Annotated in this window: 14 protein-coding genes; 3 read left to right on the top strand and 11 right to left on the bottom strand. The window is 69.0% G+C overall.

Going from position 1 to position 21,982, the window contains the following annotated elements; all coding sequences use genetic code 11:
- Nucleotides 1–81: 81 nt before the first annotated feature.
- From Pla175_RS06860 to Pla175_RS06845, 4 genes are all read right to left on the bottom strand, one after another.
- Nucleotides 82–699 (bottom strand): hypothetical protein, encoded by a 618-nt coding sequence (locus Pla175_RS06860; RefSeq protein ID WP_145282475.1) that lies wholly within the window; start codon nucleotides 697–699, stop codon nucleotides 82–84.
- Nucleotides 700–935: 236 nt separating this feature from the next.
- Nucleotides 936–2,732, bottom strand: a complete 1,797-nt coding sequence (locus tag Pla175_RS06855; RefSeq protein ID WP_145282473.1) for an AI-2E family transporter — start codon at nucleotides 2,730–2,732, stop codon at nucleotides 936–938.
- Between the two features lie 6 nt (nucleotides 2,733–2,738).
- Nucleotides 2,739–3,374: a hypothetical protein gene (locus tag Pla175_RS06850; protein WP_145282471.1), complete on the bottom strand. Its 636-nt coding sequence runs from the start codon at nucleotides 3,372–3,374 to the stop codon at nucleotides 2,739–2,741.
- A 121-nt stretch (nucleotides 3,375–3,495) separates the two neighbouring features.
- Nucleotides 3,496–4,140, bottom strand: a complete 645-nt coding sequence (locus tag Pla175_RS06845) for a MarC family protein (protein WP_145282469.1) — start codon at nucleotides 4,138–4,140, stop codon at nucleotides 3,496–3,498.
- A 363-nt stretch (nucleotides 4,141–4,503) separates the two neighbouring features.
- Here Pla175_RS06845 and Pla175_RS06840 point away from each other — a divergent pair, with 363 nt between their 5' ends.
- On the top strand, nucleotides 4,504–6,144 hold the full coding sequence (locus Pla175_RS06840; RefSeq protein ID WP_197527319.1) for an efflux transporter outer membrane subunit: 1,641 nt from the start codon (nucleotides 4,504–4,506) through the stop codon (nucleotides 6,142–6,144).
- A 374-nt stretch (nucleotides 6,145–6,518) separates the two neighbouring features.
- Here the strand turns inward: Pla175_RS06840 and Pla175_RS06835 are convergent, their stop codons facing one another.
- The 7 genes from Pla175_RS06835 to Pla175_RS06805 form a co-directional block, all read right to left on the bottom strand.
- Nucleotides 6,519–7,646, bottom strand: a complete 1,128-nt coding sequence (locus tag Pla175_RS06835) for an HlyD family secretion protein (RefSeq protein ID WP_145282464.1) — start codon at nucleotides 7,644–7,646, stop codon at nucleotides 6,519–6,521.
- Complete coding sequence (locus Pla175_RS06830; RefSeq protein ID WP_145282462.1) at nucleotides 7,643–7,897, bottom strand: DUF3302 domain-containing protein; 255 nt, start codon at nucleotides 7,895–7,897, stop codon at nucleotides 7,643–7,645. The genes Pla175_RS06835 and Pla175_RS06830 overlap by 4 nt, the downstream gene beginning before the upstream one ends.
- 182 nt (nucleotides 7,898–8,079) lie before the next feature.
- Entirely contained in the window at nucleotides 8,080–9,912 is a 1,833-nt protein-coding gene (locus Pla175_RS06825; RefSeq protein WP_145282460.1) for a hypothetical protein, read from the bottom strand.
- Between the two features lie 36 nt (nucleotides 9,913–9,948).
- Nucleotides 9,949–11,745, bottom strand: coding sequence for a hypothetical protein (locus Pla175_RS06820; RefSeq protein WP_145282457.1), 1,797 nt, complete (start codon nucleotides 11,743–11,745; stop codon nucleotides 9,949–9,951).
- A gap of 163 nt (nucleotides 11,746–11,908) precedes the next feature.
- Nucleotides 11,909–15,925: a serine/threonine-protein kinase gene (locus tag Pla175_RS06815; protein WP_145282454.1), complete on the bottom strand. Its 4,017-nt coding sequence runs from the start codon at nucleotides 15,923–15,925 to the stop codon at nucleotides 11,909–11,911.
- A 102-nt stretch (nucleotides 15,926–16,027) separates the two neighbouring features.
- Nucleotides 16,028–17,866, bottom strand: coding sequence for an adenylate/guanylate cyclase domain-containing protein (locus Pla175_RS06810; protein ID WP_145282452.1), 1,839 nt, complete (start codon nucleotides 17,864–17,866; stop codon nucleotides 16,028–16,030).
- 94 nt (nucleotides 17,867–17,960) lie between these two features.
- On the bottom strand, nucleotides 17,961–19,217 hold the full coding sequence (locus tag Pla175_RS06805; protein ID WP_145282449.1) for a protein kinase domain-containing protein: 1,257 nt from the start codon (nucleotides 19,215–19,217) through the stop codon (nucleotides 17,961–17,963).
- 285 nt (nucleotides 19,218–19,502) lie between these two features.
- Between Pla175_RS06805 and Pla175_RS06800 the strand changes: the two genes are divergently transcribed.
- Both Pla175_RS06800 and Pla175_RS06795 read left to right on the top strand, forming a co-directional pair.
- Nucleotides 19,503–20,453: a DUF1559 family PulG-like putative transporter gene (locus Pla175_RS06800; protein ID WP_197527318.1), complete on the top strand. Its 951-nt coding sequence runs from the start codon at nucleotides 19,503–19,505 to the stop codon at nucleotides 20,451–20,453.
- 53 nt (nucleotides 20,454–20,506) lie between these two features.
- On the top strand, nucleotides 20,507–21,970 hold the full coding sequence (locus Pla175_RS06795; protein ID WP_145282444.1) for a PQQ-dependent sugar dehydrogenase: 1,464 nt from the start codon (nucleotides 20,507–20,509) through the stop codon (nucleotides 21,968–21,970).
- Nucleotides 21,971–21,982 lie beyond the last annotated feature (12 nt).

Raw genomic sequence — 21,982 nt, 5'->3', positions numbered from 1 at the left:
CTTAGAGTCAATCGGCCCGGGGCAAAGCCCGACGCCGGTAGATGGGTTTCATTTCGATCCGTAAACCAACGCAACGCCGGGTTAGCTCAGGTTGTCGTCGAGCTCTCGGTTGACCTTCAAGATAAATCGGAGCATATCGCTGAGGATTGGCCCCGGGTACTGATCCTTCTGCGCCGTGATCGCGGCCCGCCACTCCTTAGTTGCCGTGGTGGCTTCCATGTACTGCGAACCGGTGAGGGCGCCGTTGCTGGCCCGGTCTTTGAATAATTCGTCCAGCTTCTTGCGGTACTCGTCGTACGCGGGTTGCTCAAGGATCTTGGGCCAGGCGATCGCCCCGGTGCTGCGGTCGAACTCCTGCGGCGTGAGCGACTGCAGCCCGTTGCGCGCCAGGTACGCCGAGCGGCGCTGCGTCATCTGGTACTGCTCTTCCTGCTTGTGCTGCTCGTAGATGCCGCGCGTCTCCCAGAACGCGTTGACCGACTTGACCTGGTTGTCGATATGGGCCGAGCGGGCGTCCGTCATGTTGATGGCGGCTTGGGAGTTCGATAGGTTTCGCTCCCCCTGCGCCTGGATCACTCCCGCGACACCGCGCTGATAGCCTTCGGCCGCCGTCGAGGCCTGGTTCATAATGACCTGGCTGGTGGCGAACGAGGCGACCAGACTAAGGCCCAAGACGATCGCTGATTCAAAAAACCTCATCACCAACACCCTTCGCTTTCTATCGAGGATCGCCGAACCCGCCCGCTTGTAAGCAGGGCTCGGACCAAGACTTGTATGCCGCAGCACCTAGGGGGCGCCCAGAGATCGCGGCTATGCGTCGATCTGAACCGGATGCCCACACCCGAGTTTACTCTGAGGCGTTGGCCGCTGTACAGCATCAACCGGCAAATCGCCCGGAGGGCCGCATCGCACACGCGAGCGGGCCCGCCGACCGGTTAGGCCGGCGTGTCCGTCTTCTTCGCGGGGTCGCCCGCCGAACGCATCATGATGACGTCGTTGATCAGGTACACGCAGACCGGCACCGCGAGGATGAGGCCCCAAACCCCGAAGAAATAGTGCGCCACCGGCAGGATCGCCAGGCTGACCACCGGGTGGAGGTCGAGCAGCTTCCCCAAGATCCGGGGGCTGAAGACGAACGTCTCGAGAACCACCACCAGCATCACCACGCCCGAGGCCTTCATCGCCAGGCCGAGGCCGCCCCCCGGCTGGATTAGCGCGATGGCGCCGATCAACGCCCAGGCGAACAGCACCCCCAGCGTCGGCACGAGGCACAGGACGAACGCCGCCGCGGCCAGCAACGCGGCGTGCTCTACCCCGATCGCCGCCAGGCCGACCAGCAGGATCGTGGCGTTGCACAGCGCGACGCCCCCCTGAGCACGCATCGCTTGGGCGATAATGCCCCCCAGCCGCGTGAGTGCGGGAACCACCTCGTCGTAGGCGTCGCGGAGCCACGTGTCGCGCAGCCGGCGGCTCGCGACGCGGAGCGTCGGGAAGTCGATGCAGATGAAAAAGCTGAGCAGCAACGCCGAGGCGAGCCCCACCGGCAGGTTCAGCAGCGAGGCGAGGATCCCCTCGATGTAGTCGGCGCTCGGACTAGCGGGGTTGGCGTCGATCCACTGACGGGTCATCTTGGCGAGCGAGCTCGTGGCCCACCACGACTGAAACAGCCGGTGCGACTGGGCCGCTTCGAAGTCGGCCTGGAGCTCCGATTCGCTCCGCTCGCGCTTCTTCTTGGCGCCCCCCTCCAGCGCCTCTGCAAACGCAGCAGCGCCTTGCGGCCTAGCGGCCTGTAGCGAGACGAACTGATCGAACGAGTAGGGGAGCGAGTGAGGCGATTTAGCTCGCAGCGCCTCGTAGAAGGCGCGGAACTGCCTGCGGTAGGCCGCCTCGTCGACGCCGGCCGGGGTCGCGGGATGCGCGGTATCGTCCAGCCAGGCCTGCCGCAACCGCGCGAGCAGGGCGGGGTCGTGACGGGCTTTGGCCAGCAGTTCGTCCGCGCTGGGGGGCTCGTCGCCCGCCGACGACGGCCCGGCGGCGGCCGCTTCGTCCCCCAACACGTCTGCCCGGTTCGACCGGCGCACCCACTGAACGAACGCGGGGCTTGAGACCCCTTCCCCCAACACGCCGGCGCGTGCCGCGCCGGCTTGCGTCTCCGCGAGCTGGCGGTGGAACCCTCCCTCGACCCAGTCTTCGAGCTTCGGGAAGCTCAGGTACGCCTGGGTGTGCCGGCGCCCGGTGTCGCGGAACTCTCCGTAGGCCGCTTGGTAACGCTCGTCGGACGCGTCGCCGTACGTGCGGCGAAACTCGGCGGGCCCCACGACCTTCTCCATCAACTGCGCGGCCTCGCTCTCCGGGCTGAGGCGGCTGGCCCACCCGGCCAGGTGTTGGCACTCGGCCACCAGGCTGGGCATCACCAGCGCGCCCACCACCAGCAGCAGCGTGGGGCCGACCAGGAAGACCGCGAGCGTGAGCAGCCGGCGCAGGCCCGCGCTCTGCGAGCCGGGCGCAAGCCTAGCCACGCACCTGTCGACGATCGAGAGCGCCAGGTAGGAAAACAAGAAGGTCATGAAGGCGATGGCGAAGAAGTCGCGTGTCGCGTAGATCAGCAGCAGGAACAGGGCCCAGATCAGGGCCCGCTTCGCTATCCGCCCCCAGGAGGGAGAAACCCGGGGGAGGGCCGCGACGTCGGGGGCGCCGGTTCCGCCTGCGGTGCTGTGCGACTCGTTTGCCATCTCGCGCTACGCGTGCTCCGAAGGGGGCCGGTTCTTGGCGCGACGGTTGGAGTGGTCGAGGAACCATACCGCCCCGATGACCGCGGCCATGAACAGCAGCGAGAGGAGCACGATCAGCCAGAGGTACTGGTCCGCCTTGACGATGCCCAGCAGCGCCGCCAGCAGCAGGCCCCCCACCAGGGCGAAGAGCCACTCGAGGTGGACCCCCGCGAGCAGGCATCCGAGCCCCAGCAGCAACGCGGCGTTGAAGCCCGCGGCCTGGCCCGTCTCGACCCCGGCGCCGTGGATGTAGAAGTCGACCCCCAGCGCCACGGCGATCGCCAGCCAATGGAGCACCTGCTTGACGATAAGCGTGTTGCCTCCCTCGTGGCGGGCGCGGCTCCAGGCGGTGGCGATACAGAGGACGCCGAACAACGGGACCAGCGAGATCCAGTAGTTCAGCGCGTAGGCGTGCTCGGTGGTGGTCAGGCCGATCCCCAGCAGCGACAACAACACCATCAGGACCGCGGCCGAGAGTGAGAACTTCCACGAGCGGTGGATCGCGAAGCGGCGTTTCTTCTCGCCCGCGGACCCCGGGTGCGTCGACGCGGGGTCGGCCGATGTGGGGGCGGTTTGGTTTGGCGTTTGCTGGGGGTCGGCCATGCCTGATCTCTTTGCGGGGCGTGCGTTGCTGTTCGGATCGGTGGAGCCCGTCGCGTTTTCGCCGAGCGTCTGGCCTGCTTTCTATCGGATGTCCAGCGAGACCGCGAGGATCGCCGCTCGTCTAGCCGGCAATGCCCGGGAAGAGCTTCAGCAGCCCCGAGTGGATCAGTTCGACGGCGATCGCGGCGACCAGGATCCCCGACACCCGCGTCGACACCTCGATGCCGGTCTCTCCCATCACCCGGCGGAGCCACTCGGCCATCCGCAGCGCGAGCCAGGTCGCCAGACCGACCACGACGATGATCCCCGCCAAGATCGCGTAGTCGACCGGCGAGCAGCCCTCGTCCGTCGGGCCCTTGCTGGCGTAGACGATGACGCTGCTGATCGGCCCCGGCCCGGCCAGCAGCGGGATAGCCAGCGGCACCAGCGCGAAGTGCGAATCGCTGTCGGGCGACGCCCCCGCGCCCGGGTCGGGCTGCGCGATCTTGCCGGTGATCATCTGCAGGGCGAACAAGAAGATGATGATCCCCCCCGCGACGGTGAACGCGCCGATGCCGATCCCCAACAACGCCAGCAGGCCCCGGCCGATGAACAGCGCGACCAACAGGATCACCGTGACGCCGATCGCCGCGGTGCTGGCCATCTTTTTCCGCTGGGCCTGCGACACAGACTGTGTCCGCGCCAGAAACACCGGGACCCCTTCCAGCGGATTCACGAGCACGTAAATCGCGATGAAGATCTTGAGGAAGACGGTCGCTTCGGCCACTCGATTCGCTCCTCTTGCTCGGCTACCGCGGTGTCCGCGGGTTTGCCGTCAGGGGGTGGGAAGGCGCGGGGGCCGTCGGGGCCCCTACTAGCACCAATGTAATTGGGCGCGCGACGCATTGCTCGGCGTCGGCCCCGGGGGCGCCGCTGGCGGCTGAGGGGCCACTGCCGGGGGGTGATGGTCCCACGCGACCCTCACGGCGCCACGCCGCCCCCGGCCGGTTCTTCCGAACAACCGGCACGCTTTGCCATTTTGGTCCGCGGAGAACGCCGTGCGGGCCGCTTGTGGGGCGGCGTGCGCCCCGGAATTTCCGATAGAAACGATAGCCGGCGTTGTGCCGGGGATGCACGCCGGGGAGGTCGCATGGAACGTAGGGGGGCGAGCGGTTCGGGGATTCCCCTCCGGCACGCGCGTGCCCGCGGGCGATGGGGCGGCGCCGTCTGCGGCGTGGCCGCGGCGCTGCTGTTGGCGACCAGTGGATGCACCTCGCTCCCCCAGTGGCTGAGCAACGGCCTGAAGGTCGGCCCCAACTACTGCAAGCCCGCGGCGCCCATCGAGTCGCAGTGGATCGACTTTGAGCGCGACCCCCGCGTCAGCGAGGCGCCAGCCGACCTGAGCGCCTGGTGGACCATCTTCAACGACCCGGTCCTCGACGGCCTCATCGAGACCGCGGCCCAGCAGAACCTTACGCTCCGCGAGGCCGGCACGCGGATCTTGCAGGGCCAGGCGGTCCGCGGGATCGCCGCGGGCAACCTGTTCCCGCAGGCGCAGCAAGCGTACGGCGGCTACGACCGCGTGCAGGCCAGCCGCACCATCGCCAACTCCCCGCCAGACAAGCACTTCGATGTGTGGACCGGGGGCTTCAATCTTTCTTGGGAGCTCGACTTCTGGGGTCGCTACCGCCGGGCGTTGGAGTCGGCCGACGCCGTGCTCGACTCGACGATCGAGGGGTACGACAACGTGCTGGTGCTGCTGCTCTCCGACGTAGCGACGACCTACGTGCAGATCCGGACGCTGCAGGAAGAGCTGCGGCTTCTGAACGAGAACGTCGCCTACCAGCAGGAGTCGTACCGGATCGCCTCGGTCCAGTTTGACGCCGGGCAGGCCAACGCCGCGGACACGCTGCAAACCCGCAACAACATCGAACAGACGCAGGCGCTCATCCCCCCGCTGGAGGCCGCGCTGCGGCAGGCCAACAACGCGCTGTGCGTGCTGCTGGGGATCCCGCCGCGGGACCTGCTGCCCGAACTCGGCGAGGGCGTCATCCCCGTAGCGCCCCCCAACGTGGCGCTGGGCATCCCCGCCGAGCTGCTCAGGCGTCGGCCCGACATCCGTCAGGCGGAGCGCTTGGTCGCGGCGCAGAGCGCCCAGATCGGGGTCGCCGAGTCCGAGCTCTACCCCCACTTCGCCATCAACGGCGCGCTGCAGTGGCAGTCGAAGAACCTCAGCGACTTGTTCACCCCGGCCAGTGTCGGCGGATCGGTGGGGCCGTCGTTTGTGTGGAACATCCTCAACTACGGGCGGATCCGCAACTCGATCGTCCAGCAAGAGGCGCTGTTCGAGCAGGCCGCCTACGCCTACCAGAGCACGGTGCTGGGCGCGCAGCGAGAAGCAGAAGACGCCATCGTGGGGTTCCTCAAGGCGCAGGAGCAAGCCGAGAGCCTGACCCTGGCGGTGCGCGACATCCGAGAACTCAACCAAGTGCTGCTGACCCAGGCCAACGCCGGCGCCACGGACTTCGACCGCGTGTTTGTGGTCCAGGCCCAAGCGACCGCGCAGATGGACAACCTGGCGACCAGCCGGGGGTCGATCGCGCTCAATCTGATCCGCATCTACCGGGCCCTGGGGGGCGGGTGGCAGATCCGCTTGCTGCCGCCACCAACGGGTCCGGAGCTGGTCGCGGCGCCGTTGGTGAACCCGATGGAGGCCGGCGTCGAACCGACCGAGCCGGCGCCCCCAACGCCCGACGCAGAGCCGATACCGCCCCCAGGAGGCGCCCTGTGAACCCCGAGCCAACACGTCGACCCATGGGTCGTCTACGCGATGCCGCCGGCGGAGCGCTGCTTGCGCTGCTGATTGCCTCGTACGCCCCGGCCCAGGGGCCGCAGGGGGAGTGCCCCCCCGCGCTGCCCGGTTGCTGCCCAGACGACTACTGTGCGAAGCCGCTTCCCTGCCTGACGCCCCCGGCGCTCACCTGCCAGAGCGGCTGCTACTGCCCGAAGCCGGCGCCCTGCTTGGGGTCCCCTGCCCTGTCGTGCGACGGCGGCTACTGCCGCAAGCCTTGGCCCTGCCTCTGCTGGCCAGCGCCCTTGGCGCCGTATCGGTGCGGGGGTTGCTCGCCGGGCGGACTCCCCGGCAGCGGCGCGGAGCGTGTGCGGTCAGGTACCGGGGATCGGCAGGTAGTAGAGCCACTTCTTCATGCGGATGGTGACCTTACTGATCATCGCCAGCGACTTGCCCCAGTCGGTGTAGATAGCGACCGAGCCGGCGGACCCCATCTCTAGCTCATCGACCGACACGCCCGGGTCGAGCCGGATCTTCACCGCAAGCACGCCGGGCGAACCCACCTGCGCCGCCGACGGCAGCTTTCCGCCCGTAGTGAACTGGCCCTCGCCGCTCGCCTGGATCACGGTGTCTACCTCGCCCCGGTACAGCACGCCCGGCCGGCTCTTGAACGCGAGCTCCACCGGCTGATTGGGTTCGACATGCACCAGCATCTGCGCCGGGAACGCGGCCACGATGGACGTCTGTGTGGTGTCGATGAACGTGCCCGCGGCCGCGAACGGCATCGCCGTGACGAAGGTCCCTTCGCGGATCTGCCAGTCGGTGATGAACCCGTCGGCCGGCGCGCGGACCGTGCACTGCTCCAGGTTGAACCGCGCCGACGCGAGCTGAGCCTCGGCGACGCCGACGCTGTCCTGGGCCGTGGCGAGCGCCGCCCGCGACTGGCTCTCGTTGCCGCGGGCCTGCGCCAGCTTGGCCTGCGACGCCTCGTACTGCTGCTGCGCTTCGACCAGCTTGAGCTTGGCGATCGCCTGCGGGTTCGCCTTGTTGATGGCCTCGGCGACCTGGGCCGCGGCCTTGTCGGCAGTGACGCCCGCCTGGGCCGCGTTGACGCTCGCCTCGGCGACCTGGATGCCGGCCTGGAGCTGAACGATATTGCTCTTCACGGACCGCAGCTGCGCCTCGGCCTGGTCGACCGCGTACTGGTAGGGGGTGGGGTCGACCTTGTAGAGGACGTCTCCCTTGTGCAGAGGCGTGTTTGGTAGCGCGGGGATGCTGACAACCTGCCCCTTCACGTACGGCACGATCGGCACCACGTAGCGGCTCACGACCGCCTTGGTGGAGATGGGGGCGGCGATCGTCCACAGCACGACGATCGTCCCCAGCATCAACACGCCTGAGGTGATGGTGAGGGCGACCGGCCAAGGGGTCGGCTTCACCTTCAGGACACGGAACACCACGACAACGACCGCGGTATAGATGATGGTGAGGAAGGCGATCATTGTGCCGGCCGCCCCTCGCTAGCCGGAACGCCGCCGGTCGGGCCACTGTAGGCCCAGACGAGCGCCAGCGGCCACAACGCGCCCAGGGTGACCAGGCTGATCCAGCTCGCTACGTTGATCGCCGACGCGTTGGGGTGGTTGCGGCTCTTGGCCACCGCGCCCGGCAGAGAGCCCAGCAGGACGATGATGGTCACCCCCGTGGCCAGCAGCACGGCCAGCACCACAAAGGCGAAGTAGTCGAAGGCGTCCATACGCGGGGTCTGATCGGGATCGCAAGGCCGGTCGGCAGGGTCGTCTACTAGTCTACGCCCCGTGCAACCACAGGCGGGCAGCAGCGCCGGGCCGCATGGCGCCTCGCCAGTAGGAACGCCACGGTCTTAACGGATGCGCCGATGGATCCGCTGCGGTGCGGCGCGGGACGCCGCCGCCGGGCTCAGCGGGCCAGCACCGTCTCGACCTCGAGCCAACCGTCGGCCGACTGCACGCGTTGCAGTTCCAGCGGCCCGTACGCGGGGTCGATCCCGTCGATTACGAGTCGCCGGTCGCTGATCTTGATCTCCGGCGGCAGGTCTCGCTTCAGGCGGTTCCGCAGCACGCGGCGGATCGTGACTTCTTGTCCGTAGTGACGGGGCTCTGGTCGTGAGGCGAGGTCGGGAGCGGCGACGATTGCCTCGCCTATCTGCCGAGCCACGAGCCGATCGGCCTCCAGGATAATCTCGTACGTGAGGCCGATGTCCATTGCCGGATAGAATCGCTCGTCATAGATGATATTGTCGCTGTGGATCGAGACCTCCGCACGCCCTTCTAAAAAGCGAACCTCGATCGGACGCCGGTAGGTCATCACGATCGAGATGTCCGACTCATCCTCTGGCTTTCGAGGTTTCGTCTCGGTCGGCACTTCCGCTTCGCCCCCGAAGTTCTCGAGTTGCGATTCAAGCTCGGAGACCTTAAGCGTGTCGCCCCCGATGTAGCCTTCGGCGTAGTTCACCAGCAGCGACTCGTGCACGCGGGCAGAGATGGGCGCTCCGGACGGCGGGCTGGGGGGCCCGGCCGGCGCCCCGAGCTGTGTCGCGGTGGCCAGCTCGACGGTCGCCCACAGGCTCGACGCGTCGGTCCGCAACCACGTGTTGTCGGGCCACATGCCGCGCGCGATCAATGGGCGCCGCAGCTCTCGCTGGAACTCTTCCCAGTCCTCGGCGAGTTGCTCCGTGACTTCCTGGTCGATCTCTTCGTGAAGCTGCTGCTGCGCGTCTCGGGTGATCCGCTGGCTGCCGCTGGCGCGTTGCTCGTTGGCTTGCTTCACGGCGACGCGTTTCACCAACCGGTCGAGCAGGCCGTTGAACTTCGAGCAGGCGCCGTCCACCTGCATGCAGGTCCCGCCGCTCGACTGGGTCGGGCTCACCACGTAGCGGTCGGCGGTGACCTCGACCCGGGTGTAGCCCTCCAGGTTCGTCTGGGCGCGGGTGAACACCGTGGCGGGGCCCTTGGACGCCCGGCTGCTCAGCGGCATCACCATGTGCGATCGCAGCATTAGGACCGCCTGCGTGTCATTGGGCTGCGGCGCCACCTCGACCGTCACGTTGGCCTGACCCCGCGAACGCACCGTGGCGCCCGAGACGTGGCTGACGTCGCTGACGGGCTCCGGCGCCGGCTGGTCGAGGTAGGCCGTGAGCAGGTCTTCCCTCGCCCGCACCAACAGGTTGGGCCGCGACAACCCGGACCGCGTCTGCGCGGCAAGCGCCGCCGCCTGACCACGTTGGTGGAGCCACAAGAGCGCGTCGGCGACGCGCGTCCGCTGCTCGCGCGACAAGCTGTCGGACGCCGCGTCCTGCTGGAGCAGCGCGACGTTGACCGCGAACTCCTCGGGCGACGCCTGCGCGGCGCGCAGCTTCGTTAAATAGTCCATCACCACGGCACGGGCGGCCAGCAACGGCGGGCGTTCTAGCCCCGGGTCTCCTTGATAGAACGGCCTCAGGGCGCCCTGCACGGCTCCGGCCGACGCGGGGGGCGTTTCGGCGAGCTTCTGCTGCAGCCCGGCGAGCCCGAGGTACTCGATCCACTGCGCGCCGTTGGTCCCCTGCTGCGCCAGCGTGTCACGCAGCGATTGAACACCTTGCAGCGCCGCGGCCCTGGCCGACTCGACTTCGGCCGGCGACGCAGCGATGAGGCCGCTCTGCGGCTCGGCGTAAGATGGCGTTGCGTGCGCTGCAAACAGCGTCAGGCAGAGGCAGACAGCGATCGGTTGAGCGGGGTGCGGCAGGTTCATCGTTGCGTGGCACAGGAGGGCATGGGGAACGTGACGTTACTTCGACGGGCCCGCGTCTGGCGCCAGCAGGGCCCCCTCGAACACCCAACCGCTGGGGTGCAGCCTCCCTTGCAGGCAGTCGACGCCCAGGTAGGGCGCCACGAGGCTGTAGTCGGGGAGCAGCGCATAGTCGGGGCCGCCGGCGGACTGCTCTGATTCTTGGGCCGCCAGCCGAGCGACGGAAGCATAGATGGACTCGGCGTCGTCCAACTTATCCTGCCGCGCCAACTCGTAGGTGACGTGCAGGTCGAGGTAGAGCCGAGAGACAACCCGCAGGCAGCCTTGCTCGCCGACGTTCTCGAGCAACCACTCGGTCGCCGCTCGGATGTCGTCGGCGTCGGCCAGGCGGGTCGCCTGCCCGCTCGAACCCAGCAGCGTCCGCACGACGTCGAAGTTCGTGGCGACCACCAAGTGTCCGTTCGCGACCGTCAGGCCGGTGGTGGTGAAGCGGACCGCCTGCAGATCAGCCCGCTGTGGCACGCCGACGCGCCACAGGGCGTGCGGCCTGCCGGGAAAAGGCACGCGGCGGACCGTGGGGTCGCCCACCACAAGCGCCTCGACGGCTTCGGCCACTGCTTCCTCGTCGTCTACCTGCACCAGCAGCGAGTCGCAGTCGCTCTTGGGGCCGACCGGCAGCAGTTGTTGCTTGACGACGTGAACGCGCGGCCCCAGGTGCTCGAACAAGTCTCCCTGGAGATCGACACCCGGGCCGTCGTCGGCCTGGAGGTCGACCAGGATGTCGTTGAAGGTTCCTTCGATGCCGTCTCCGGCGACCTCGTCGAACAACACCCCTAGGTTGGGGACGATCTGCGTGAGGTCCCAGTACGTGGTCAGGAATGAGATCGAGTCGGCGGGGATCCAATCGGGGGGCTGGGGGAGCTCCGCGTCGAACAGGCGGACCATCTTCATCGAGCTGCGCAGCGGCGTCTGCAGCAGCACACCCAGGCGGTAGCTCAGGTCAACGCCCGACCCGTTCCATTCGACCCAGCCGCTGAGGCCGCGGATCGCGTCGTAGCCGTGCTTGGCGGCCTCTTCTCTGGGGGTCAGCTTGCCGGCCTCGTCGTCGATCGCGTCGCGGTCGTCGAGCACCTCGAGCATCGTCACCAGGTCGACGTAGAACCGCATTGATGGCGACGCGTTGGGCTGCTGCCGGGCCGCCATGAGGCCGCTTTCGGTGAACGACGCTTCTTCGCCCAGGCCCCCGGCCGGCGCCGCCGCGGCGGCCCGCTGGCTGAGCGTCGCGGCCAGGCCGGCGTGGTTGGCAGAGATCAAGTAGTCGGGGCCCAGCACGTAGATCACCAGCTCGCCCGAGGGGCGGCGGTAGGCTTGCGCATCTGCGCCGTCGATCGTGGTCGGCTGGGCGCCCTCGGCGAGCAGCCGCCGGCGTGCGTCGGCCAGCACCCGGTCGACCGCGGGCGACGCGCGGTCTACCGCCACGTACAACGCGAGCCCCGCGTCCTCGCCCGGGTACTCAACCACGGCGCCGGCCGCTTCGCCGGCGGCGACTTCGATCAGCTCTTGCCAGCGCAGCCCGCTGGCGTGTTCCAGCCCGTCTAGCGGCGACGCCTTGGCGCGACGCACCGAGTCCAGGAACGGCCCGAGCGCGGGGTCGGCGCCCAAGCGGCCCAGCGAGCTCGCGGTGAAGGCCTGGTTCACCTCCGCCAGCCCCGCGGTCGAGATCCAACCGCACGTCGTGCTGGGGAAGACCCGCTCGCTCGGGGGCGCCGCTAGCGCGGCAGGCGCGGCGGAAGCCAGCGCCCAGGCGAGTATGTACAGCGGTAGAGGCGTTTGCATCTGCTTGAGATCGTGCTAGAAGGCGGCGTCACAGGTGCGAGCAGACGAACAAGAAAGCGGGCGATCCGGGAACCCGACGACAAGAACGCGCGTTGATCCTAATTCGTTGCGGCGCGGTCCTCCAGAAAAAACTGGGAATTCTTCCAAGGACTCCGCGTATCGCCTACTCTTTGGCCGGCAGCTCCGCCAGGTACGCTTCGGCCATGGACCGCAGCCAGTCCGGCACGTCCTGCTGCTGCAGGGCGTACTCCAAGTTGAACCGCGTGGCGAGCGATTTGCCCTTCCGCATATCGGCACGCCCGAACACGAGCCCCATGCCCGCCTTGAGCGGCGCCGACAGCTCTGGATTGGCGCGCAGCCGGTTCCACCCCTCGCTCTCGCGGTTGGATCGCCAGAGGTTGAAGATCGATTTCATGTCTTCCGCGCCGATCGCCCGCTTGCGGTAGCCCTCGATCAAGTCGCCGAAGTTGGAAACCGCGAACCCCCAGAACTCTTCCGGCAGCGTCTCGCCCTGAAAGGTCGATTCCAGCAACGCGTGGGTGAAGAACGAAGCGGCGAACGCCTCGGCCGCGACCTGAGAAGGGACCGCGCGGAAGGCCGACGCTTCGGCCGTGACGCGGTACCTTGGGTCGGTGTGGCAGGCCAGCAGCGCGCGCCGGACCACGTCTTGGTCGACCGTCTCCAGGACGTTCCTGAGGGCCACCGTGCCGAGGCTCATGCCGCCGACGTAGACGTCGAGCAATTGGTCGATGTCCGCGGCCTTGAGCGCGTCGGTCCAGCAGAGCAAGATCGCGTCGTTGTCGATCGACTCGGTGAGCATCGCCGACTCGACGCCGGTCGCGGAGGCGATGTTGGAGAAGTCGGGCGCCGGTCCGCGCCAATTCTGCAGCAGCCCGGAACGCCAGACCCGCATCGCCTCGGCGTCGGCGCCTTGCCGCTGGTGCAGCACGCCGCGCATCAACGCGGCGAGCGCCACGTGGGCGTGCTGGGTTTGTTGCGGGTCGTAGCCGTCGAGGAACGCATCGAGGTCCGCGGCCGCCGCGTCTGGCTGGCCGAGGGCCAGCCAGACGCGGGCGCGGTCCAGCAGCAGCGGGAGCCTGCCGGGCAGCGGCTGCCCCCCCATCGCCAGCAGCTCGCTCTTGATCACCTCTTGCGCAACGTCCAGCCGATTGAGCACGATGTAGTTGTGCACCAGGTCGCTGACGATCAGCACGCGTTCGAGCTCCGACATCCCCTCGGGCTGACGGAGCAGCTCGGTGAGCAGCTTGGCCGCCTCCTGGTAGCGCCCGTTGACGTGGTGGGTCTGCGCGAGCCGGAGCTGGGTGCTGCGGACATCGGCCGGCGCGGCGCCCCACAGGGCCTGCAGGCTCAGCGCAAGCTCCAGGTCGCTGCTGTCGTCCTGCGAGCCGATAGCGAGCTGTCCGGCGTGCCCCGATTGCTGGAGGAACGCCAGCAGGTTGCGGCGGTCCTGCTCGGGGATGAACTGGGCATTGGCGCGGATCTCGTCGGCAGAATCCTCGATCCGCAGGTTGGCCTCTTCGAGGTCGCCGTGCTCCAGCAGCGACACCGTTAGCCGGAGCACGGCAAACACCTCCCACCGCAACGCGTCGGGGCTGATATTCGGGTCGGGGTTGTCTACGATCGCACGCAGCGCCGGGAGGTAGCTGGGGTAGTCGGTGACCTCCAGGCACACGGCCCGCTTGTAAGCGGCCTCGACGCCGTCGATCTCGGCGTACGCCCGCTCTGCGTCGACCAGCCGCCCGGCGGCGTACAACCGGTCTGCTTCTTCCATGGGGGAAGGCTCTTGCGGCGGCGCCTGCTTGTAGCTGACTTGCAGCAGGCTCAGCGCCGCGCCGGGGGGCCACATCAGCGAGATCGCGTCCGGCGTCGCGCTGGGCGTGTAGAAGGGGTCCTCGATCGCGATCCGCTGCGACCCGTTGAACTCGAGCTGCAGCCGGTCGCCGTCCCGCTGGGCGCGCAGCGTGATCGGCCCGTCCGGCGCCCGGACGCGTGCAGAGCTCAGCAGCGAGTTGTCCCTGCGGACGTGCATCATCAGCTCGGCCGAGTCGGCAAGCGGGGGCAGCTTCTTGAAGGCGCGTGCAGAGCGATCGCGAGAGTCGAACTGGGGCGAGGTGACCAGGAAGTCGTAGCGGACGCCCAGGTCTGTCTCGAAGGTCAGCCCGACGGCGCTCGCCTGCCGCCACCCCGCTTCCAGCGTGGCGGTAACCGCCGTGTCGCCCGCTTGCCCGCCCCCCTCTACCTTGATCGGCACCGGCGCCGCGTACCGGCGGGCCTCGGGCCCGGCGCCTTCCTGGAGCCTACGCGTCGGGAGTCCCCTCTCGTTAACGGAAACCAGTTCGGCCGGCGCCGCGCCCTGAGGGAGCCGCTGCGACGCCGTGGGCGACCCCGCGGCGTAGTCGACCAGCGTGTTCCAGTCGGCGCGGCGCAGGGCCAGCGCGTCGTTTAGCGCCGGCGCCTGCGCCCGGAACGCGTCGGAGCCGTGCCGCGAGAACAGCGACTGGTACGACGCCAGGCTCGCCTGGAAGCGCTCGGCAGCGTCGCTGTCGATGCGGGGCGCCTCGAGCTGGGCGCGGAGGTCGTCGCCGACCAGCGACGCGACCCGGCCCTCGTACTCCTGCTGCTTCGCCCCGCTCGCCGACGCCAGGCTCAACAGGCGGTCGACGTTGGCCTCGGTCGGGGGTTCAAAGAACAGCCCCAGCATCGCTTGCTGGTCGCGCACACGGTCTTGGGCGCGGCCGATCATCACCGCGCTGGCGGCGCCGATCAGCACGATCGCCGCCAGGGCCGCGGCGGCGGCCCGCGCCAGCGCCTTGTGGCGCCGCGCCCACCGCCCGACGAGCTGCGGCAGCGACTCACGGTCGGCGGAGACCGGCTCGTCCGCCATCCAGCGCTCGACGTCGCGGGCCAAGTCCGCGGCGGAGCCGTAGCGGTCCGCCGGGTTGAGCGCCATCGCCTTGCCGCACACCGCCGCCAGCGGCTTGGGGACGCGTGGGTTCACCACGCGCGGCGGGGTCACCTCGCCGCGGATCGCGCGTTCCAGCACGGAGCGGTTGCTCCCGCCCCCGTCGCGGTCGGTCAGCGGCGCTGTGCCGGTGAGCAGGTGGTAGAGCGTGGCGCCCAGGCTGTAGATGTCGCTCGCCTCGCCGACCGCTTGCAGCCGGCCGGCCGCTTGTTCGGGCGACATGTAGCAGGGGGTGCCGATCACGGCGCCGTCGAGCGTCTCGACCCCCACCACGCTGCTCGAAGCCGTCGTAGCGGCCGGATCATCCGCGGCGTCGTCGGACTGCTTCGCGAGCCCCCAGTCGACCACGAGAGTCTCGCCGTACTCGCCCGACATGATGTTGGCCGGCTTGAGGTCGCGGTGGACCACCCCCTGCTGGTGCGCGTACTGGATCGCGTCGCAGACTGCACGAAACCGCTCCAGCAACTGACGCAGCCTCAATTGGTGATCGCGCGAACGCACCCCCGCTTCGCTGTGGTAGTCCCGGATGTCGTCCAGCAGGCTCCGGCCGCGCAGCATCCGCATGGCGTAGTACGGGCGGCCGTCTGCGAAGTAGCCCATGCCGTACACCGGCACGATGCCCGGGTGCTCGAGCCGGCCGGTGATGGACGCCTCGCGGAGGAAGCGGACGCGGCTCGCCTGGTCGTCTGCGTGGTGGTCCAGCAACTCTTTGAGCGCTACTTCGCGCCCCAGCTCGCGGTCTTCTGCCAGAGACACCCGGCCCAACCCACCCTGGGCGTGGGCCCGGATCCGCCGGAACCGCAGCGGGGATTCGCTCGCCGCGGGCCGCGACACGGCTGCCGCCGCCGGCGGCTGGGTCCGCAACGGATCGTGCGCGGGGTTGGGTCCGACGGTAGCCGTATCCATGTCGGGCGCCGTCGACGGGGCGGCCGGGGCGGGAGACGCCGCAGCGGCGATCGCGGCCAGGGCGACGTCCACGCTCCCGCCGGCCGATTCGATGTGGCACTCCACCAGCCGGTGCAGGGCCGCGGCGGCGTTTGCCGACAGGCTCCCGCGGTCGACCAACCAGTCTGCCGCCGAGTCGCCGCCGTCGCCCACACCCGACCGCACGCCGCTGGCCGTCGCGGCGTCAATCAAGCCGCAGCGGACCGCCAGCTCGACAAAGAGCTGGCCGCGGGGGTCACAGGTTTGAGGCATACCGACGGGCCCTGTCGAAGCGCCAGAAAACGATGCGATCGAACCACGCCAAACGATAACGCCCTGCACGACGACTTTCAAATCACCGCCCGAAGCGACGGGCTACTTCGACCCCAGCTCCCAGACGGGGTCGAACCTGGGGTCGGGCGACTGCAACGCGTCGACGACGCGCGAGAGCAGCCGCAGGGCGGGCAGGTCGTCCGGGAATTCGGCCAGCAGTTGGCCGAGCCGGGCGATCGCCGAGCGCAGGTCGCCTGCGGCGCAGTCTTCCAGCGCCGCCTCGTGCCTGCCGGCCAGGTCGCGCCAGGCGGGGGTCGCCTCGCAGGGGGCCTCGTACAGCGTGACGGGTCGGCTGATGTTGTTCACGCGCACCTCGCACAGCCGGCGCCTCGGCAGCTCGCGGGGCAGCTTCGCCGCGGTTGTCTCGGAGAGCAGCAGGTCGGCGCCCAACGGGCGGGCCGCGCCCTGCACGCGGCTCGCCAGGTTGACCGTGTTGCCCTGCGGGCCGTACTTGAACTTGTGCCGGGAGCCGACGTTCCCCACCCGCGCCAAGCCGGTGTTGACGCCGATGCCGAGCCTGGTGGCGTGGCCGATCTGGCCCTCCCAGCGCTGGCTCAGCTCCGGAAGGGCGCGGAGCATGGCGACCGCGGCGCGGTACGCCCGTTGGGCGTGGTCGGGCTGCACGGCGGGGGCGCCCCACATGGCCATGACCTGATCCCCCTGGTAATCGACCAGCACCCCGTCTTCGGCGAGCACGCAGTCTGAGAGCGTCCCCATCACGTCGTAGGTCCACGCCAACGACTGGGTCGGACCGATCTTCTCGGCGATGCTCGAGTAGGAGCGGATGTCGGCGAAGACGATCGTCACCTCCGCGTCGCGGCCCGCCAGCAGGTTGGGGTCCCCCTCGAGCTGGCGCGCCAACTCGGGGGTAAAGAACTGCTCGAACTTCACCCGGGCCGCCACGGCCGCCTTCTCTTGCTCCATCCGCGCCAAGCCGGCCGCCACGCCCGAGGCGAGCAGCTCAACCAGCATCGCCTCGAGCTCCGGGATGTCTGGTCCGGCCTCGGCGTCTTCGGCCGCGCCGCGTTTTTCACCGTACAGGGCGCCCACCACCCGACCCTCGGCGTCGAGGATCGGCGCCGCGACCATCGCGATCACGTCTTCCTGTGTCGCCTCTCCCCCAAAGGGGCTCTGCCCCGGCTGGTAGCGGAAGGTCGACTTCTCGATCCGCGAGCGTTCGAGCATCCGGTGGCTCGGCGCCCAAGAATCGGGGTTGGCCTGCCCAGTCGCGAAGTGCGCCGTCGCCACGCGCCACCCATCGGGCGACCAGCGCAGCACCGCCGCGACGTCGAGCCCCACGATCGACGCGGCGCTCTGCGCGGCGCGCTTCAAGAAGTCGGGGCTAGAGGCGGCGCTCTGGAAGACGTCCATCGTGGCCCGCAGCCAGCCGACGAGCTCATCGCGTTGACGGTCGTCCCGGCTGGAGCCCAGCAGGTCGCGGAACCGCTTGGGCCCGCTGACCGGCTGGCCGGGCGCCATCGTGGGCCGGCCCAGGCTCGCCAGCCCGTCGTCGCGCGTCGCGGCCTCGATCCGGACGACCCGGCTCCCGACCGCGAACACCACCGGCAACGACGCCGTGAACGTCTGGCCGGGGCCCAGCAGCGGGCCGTCCTGCACGCGCACCTCGGCGTTGCTGCTGGTGTTGCCCAGCGAGACCGCCCCCGGCGCGTCGAACGCAACGCGGGCGTGCTGCCGAGAGACGCTGGTGTCCTCCAACGCGGCGATCACCACCCGCGCGCCCCCGGGCGCCGTGCCGATGTGGTAGGGGGGCGGGTCGTCGCGACGCTGCCGGCCGATCTCGATCGCCCCGGTCGACGCCAAGACATGAGTGAACACAAGCCGGCCCGCCTCGAACACCTTCAGTTGCTTCTCCGGCGTCACCCCTGGGCTCCTCGGGCCGTGCTGCGGTTCTTGGGCGTCGTGCCGACGCCGCGGTCATGGTGGTGGTTGGCAGCGGCGGCGTTTGTGGCGGCGGTCAGGACGACGCCTCGCGCTTGGCGCGGTTGTGGTCCCGCAGGAAGTCCCGCAGTTCCTCGCCAAACTCCTTGGCCGTGGCGTAGCGGTCGTCACGGTTCTCGGCCAGCGCCTTCATGATGATGTGTTCGAGCGCCTGATTGAAGCCGGGCCGCACGTCGCTGGGCTTGCGGGCGTGCCCCTCGGCGATCTGGCGGATCGTCTGCCAGCGGTCCTGGTGGTTCACCTTGTGCGGGTGCCGGCGCACCAGCATCACGTAGAGGATGATCCCCAGCGCGTAGATGTCCGCCCGGCCGTCGAGGGAGTCGTTCTCTCCCCGCGCCTGCTCGGGCGACATGAACAGCGGCGTGCCGATCACGCTGCCGTCCATCGAATTGACCGCCGATTCGGCGTCGCTGGTCTTGAACATCGAGCGGGCGAGACCGAAGTCCACCAGCTTCGGCTTGCCGTCTTCGGTCATCATTATGTTCGACGGCTTCAGGTCGCGGTGGATCACCCCCTGCTTGTGGGCGTGGTCGAGCGCCATGCAGACCTTGGCGATCAGGTAGATCAAGATCCCCGGGTTCGGCTTGTTCTGCTTCACGTGGCTCTCCAGCGTGCCCCCGCGGAGGATCTCCATGGCGTAGTAGCCCAGCTTCTTGTCGACGCGGCTGTCGTAGATCTTGGCGATGTTCGGGTGGTCGAGCTTCTCCATCAGCTCTACCTCGCGGGCGAACCGGCCGAAGACGTCGTCGGTCGCCAGGTCGATGCGGATGATCTTCAGCGCCACCGCCTCGTGCGACTGGCGCCGCGTCGCCTCCCACACCGTGGCGAACACCCCCTTGCCCAGCATCCGCTGGATGTCGTACCCGTCGATGCGGGGCACCGCCCACTCCTTCGGCGGCACCAGTTTGACGATCCGTTCGGCCGCGGCGATGCGGCTCCTGAGCACGGCGGGCTCGATCGGCTTGGTCAGGTAGTCGTCGGCGCCGGCGTCCAGCCCGGCCACCATGTCTTCCTGCGCGTCGCGGCTGGTGAGCATCACCACGTAGGTAAAGGGGTGCTCGGCGTTGCGCTTCACGCGCCGGCACAGCTCGATGCCGTCGATGCCCGGCATCTGCCAATCGAGGATCGCCAGCCGCGGCGCGTCTTCGCGCTGCAGCACCTCCCAGGCCTGTGTGCCATCCTCGGCCACGACCGCTTCGTGCCCCCAATTCTCCACGTTGCGCGCCAGCATGCTGCGCCACAGGGGGTTGTCTTCCGCGACAAGTATTTTCATCGCCACGCTCCTTGCAAAACGAGCGTAAACGCTTCCACCTTCCGCCCGCTATGCGACTTCACGACGTCCGCAAGACGGTGTGGTCGCTCAGCACGTAACGCTACCATATTCCCAAAGGCCGGCACCACTACTTTCGGCATTCCTGTAAGTTTTGTGTCGCCGCAGCAAGGACGGCGACCGGTGATAGCGCGCGGGCCAGCGGCCGGCCCTGGGGTTGCTCGCACGGGCCGCGGTTTCTGCCTATACTCGGCCACGCACGCCAGACCGTCCCCCGGAGTCCCTGTTTTGTCCTCGCCCAACCGATTGCGCGGCTTTACGCTTGTTGAACTGTTGGTCGTGATCGCGATCATCGGGGTGCTGGTGGCGATGCTGCTGCCCGCGGTGCAGGCGGCGCGCGAAGCCGCCAGACGCAGCGCCTGCCAGAGCAACCTCCGCCAACTGGGGGTCGCGATGCAGCTACACCACGACGCGCACGGGCGGCTGCCTTCCGGCGGATGGAGCTTCGTGTGGACCGGCGACCCCGACCGCGGCAGCGGCCGCGACCAGCCGGGGGGCTGGCTGTACAACCTGCTGCCGTACGTCGAGGCGCGTGAGGTCCACGACCTCGGCGCCGGCGCCCCCGAGGCCGACAAGCGCCGCGCCGCCGGCCAGGCCGCGGCGACTGCGATCGCGGTCGCCAACTGCCCCAGCCGACGCGGCGTGGCGCTCTACCCCTACACGGGGACCAAGCCGGTGCTCAACGCCACGCCGGCAGAGCAAGTGGTCAAGTCGGACTACGCGGCCAACGCCGGCGACTCGGTGACCGGCGACGAGGGGCCCGCCACCGTGGAGGCCGCCGGGGCCTACGCGTGGGGGGCCGCGCTCGAAGCGACCGGCCTGCTGTACACCCGCAGCGAGGTGCGCATCGCCCAGGTCACCGACGGCACAAGCAAGACCTACGCCATCGGCGAGAAACGCTGTGTGACCGAGGGCTACGACTGGGGCGACGACCAGCACGCACTGGTGGGGCACGGCACCGACGTCGCCCGCTTTGCCGCGCTCGATCGGTCCGGCCCGGGCTCTTACCTTCCCCCCGAACCCGACGGCGCCGAGTCGCTTTCACGCAGCTTTGGCAGCGCGCACCCATCGGCGTGCGCGTTCGCCATGGCGGACGGCTCGGTGCAGTCGGTCGCCTACGACATCGATCCCGGGCTGCACGTCCGCAACGCGAACCGCAACGATGGAGAGCTTGAATAGCCTCTTCCTGCGACAACCCCCTCTACCAAAACCTACCCTGTCAGACGCCCCCCATGACCGCTCCGCACCGCCCCGCTCTGTCCGCGAACCCTCGGCTCGGCTTCCTGATACTGCTGTTGCTGCCGCAACCGCTGCTGGCCGCGGACGACCCTTCCGCCGCGATCTACGCCGAGAAGTGCGCCTCGTGCCACGGCGCGAACCTGTCGGGGGGGAACGCCCAGAGCATGGTCGACGGCGAGTGGCAGTTTGGTTCGCGCGACAGCGACCTGACGCGCAACATCAAGTTCGGCATCAGCGCGGTGGGGATGCCCAACTACGGGCCCACGCTCTCCGACGCCGAGATCCGCGGCCTGGTCAAGTTCATCCGCGCCGCTCAGAAGAAGGCGGGCGTCGAGCGGCCGCCGCTCCCCACGCAGCTCTACACGCGTGACTACGACGTGAAGGTAGCGACCTGGATCGGCCAGGGGCTCGAAGTCCCCTGGGCCCTCACGTTTGCCGACGCCGACACCGCGTTTATCACCGAACGCCCCGGCCGGTTGCGCGTGGTGCGCGGCGGCGTGCTCGACCCCGAGCCCGTCTCTGGCACACCCAACGTGCACAACGCCGGCCAAGGGGGGCTAATGGAGGTCGCCCTCGACCCCAACTACAACGGCGACCCGGCCGACGGCGGGGGCTGGGTCTACCTCTCCTACTCCCACGCCCTGGGTCGCAAAGACAAAAACGGGAACCCCGCGTCGATGACCCGAGTGATCCGCGGGCGTGTGGTCGATAACAAGTGGACCGACCAGCAACTGCTGTTCGAGGCGCCGCAATCTACCTACAAGCACACCTCCCACCACTACGGCAGCCGGATCGCCTTCGACCCGCAGGGGCGGCTCTACTTCTCCATCGGCGAACGCGGCTTCCAGGACGACGCCCAGAACCCCCGCCTCCCCAACGGCAAGGTGCACCGCATCGAGCGCAACGGGCTCATCCCCAAGGACAACCCCTTCGCAGACGGCGCCAAGGGGATGCCGTCGGTGTTCACCTACGGCAACCGCAACCCGCAGGGGCTCTCCACCCACCCGGTGACCGGCGCGATGTGGGAGACCGAGCACGGCCCGATGGGGGGCGACGAGGTGAACCTGCTCAAGGCGGGCGCTAACTACGGCTGGCCCCGCGTCACCTACGGCATCAACTACAACGGCGAGCCGGTCTCCGAGCTGCAGCAGGCCGAGGGGATGGAGCAGCCGGTGTATTACTGGGCCCCGTCGATCGCGGTTTGCGGCTCCGAGTTCTGCCGGGGCGAGGAGTTCCCCCGCTGGGCCAACCACCTGATCGTCGGCGGCCTGGGCCACGAGACGCTCCAACGCCTCGCGATCGCCGACGACCGCGTGATGCACAACGAGCAGCTCCTCAAGAGCGTGGGACGCGTGCGCGACGTCGCGATCGACCCCCAAGGGGCGATCTACGTGGTGCTCAACTCGCCCGACATCGTGCTGAAGCTCACCAACGGCGGCAAGGCGCTGCGGCAGTGACGGCGGGCGGCG

This window comes from Pirellulimonas nuda (assembly GCF_007750855.1).
GTDB lineage: Bacteria > Planctomycetota > Planctomycetia > Pirellulales > Lacipirellulaceae > Pirellulimonas > Pirellulimonas nuda.
The sequence above is the reverse complement of the archived record's forward strand: the minus strand, read 5'-3'. Positions and strand labels throughout refer to the sequence as shown.

What these genes read in the sequence shown, in the direction of transcription:
- Pla175_RS06830 (WP_145282462.1), bottom strand. Translation starts at nt 7,897, where the DNA reads ATGGACGCCTTCGACTACTTCGCCTTTGTGGTGCTGGCCGTGCTGCTG.
- Pla175_RS06835 (WP_145282464.1), bottom strand. Translation starts at nt 7,646, where the DNA reads ATGATCGCCTTCCTCACCATCATCTATACCGCGGTCGTTGTCGTGGTG.
- Pla175_RS06850 (WP_145282471.1), bottom strand. Translation starts at nt 3,374, where the DNA reads ATGGCCGACCCCCAGCAAACGCCAAACCAAACCGCCCCCACATCGGCC.
- Pla175_RS06860 (WP_145282475.1), bottom strand. Translation starts at nt 699, where the DNA reads ATGAGGTTTTTTGAATCAGCGATCGTCTTGGGCCTTAGTCTGGTCGCC.
- Pla175_RS06825 (WP_145282460.1), bottom strand. Translation starts at nt 9,912, where the DNA reads ATGAACCTGCCGCACCCCGCTCAACCGATCGCTGTCTGCCTCTGCCTG.
- Pla175_RS06840 (WP_197527319.1), top strand. Translation starts at nt 4,504, where the DNA reads ATGGAACGTAGGGGGGCGAGCGGTTCGGGGATTCCCCTCCGGCACGCG.
- Pla175_RS06815 (WP_145282454.1), bottom strand. Translation starts at nt 15,925, where the DNA reads ATGCCTCAAACCTGTGACCCCCGCGGCCAGCTCTTTGTCGAGCTGGCG.
- Pla175_RS06855 (WP_145282473.1), bottom strand. Translation starts at nt 2,732, where the DNA reads ATGGCAAACGAGTCGCACAGCACCGCAGGCGGAACCGGCGCCCCCGAC.
- Pla175_RS06795 (WP_145282444.1), top strand. Translation starts at nt 20,507, where the DNA reads ATGACCGCTCCGCACCGCCCCGCTCTGTCCGCGAACCCTCGGCTCGGC.
- Pla175_RS06820 (WP_145282457.1), bottom strand. Translation starts at nt 11,745, where the DNA reads ATGCAAACGCCTCTACCGCTGTACATACTCGCCTGGGCGCTGGCTTCC.
- Pla175_RS06805 (WP_145282449.1), bottom strand. Translation starts at nt 19,217, where the DNA reads ATGAAAATACTTGTCGCGGAAGACAACCCCCTGTGGCGCAGCATGCTG.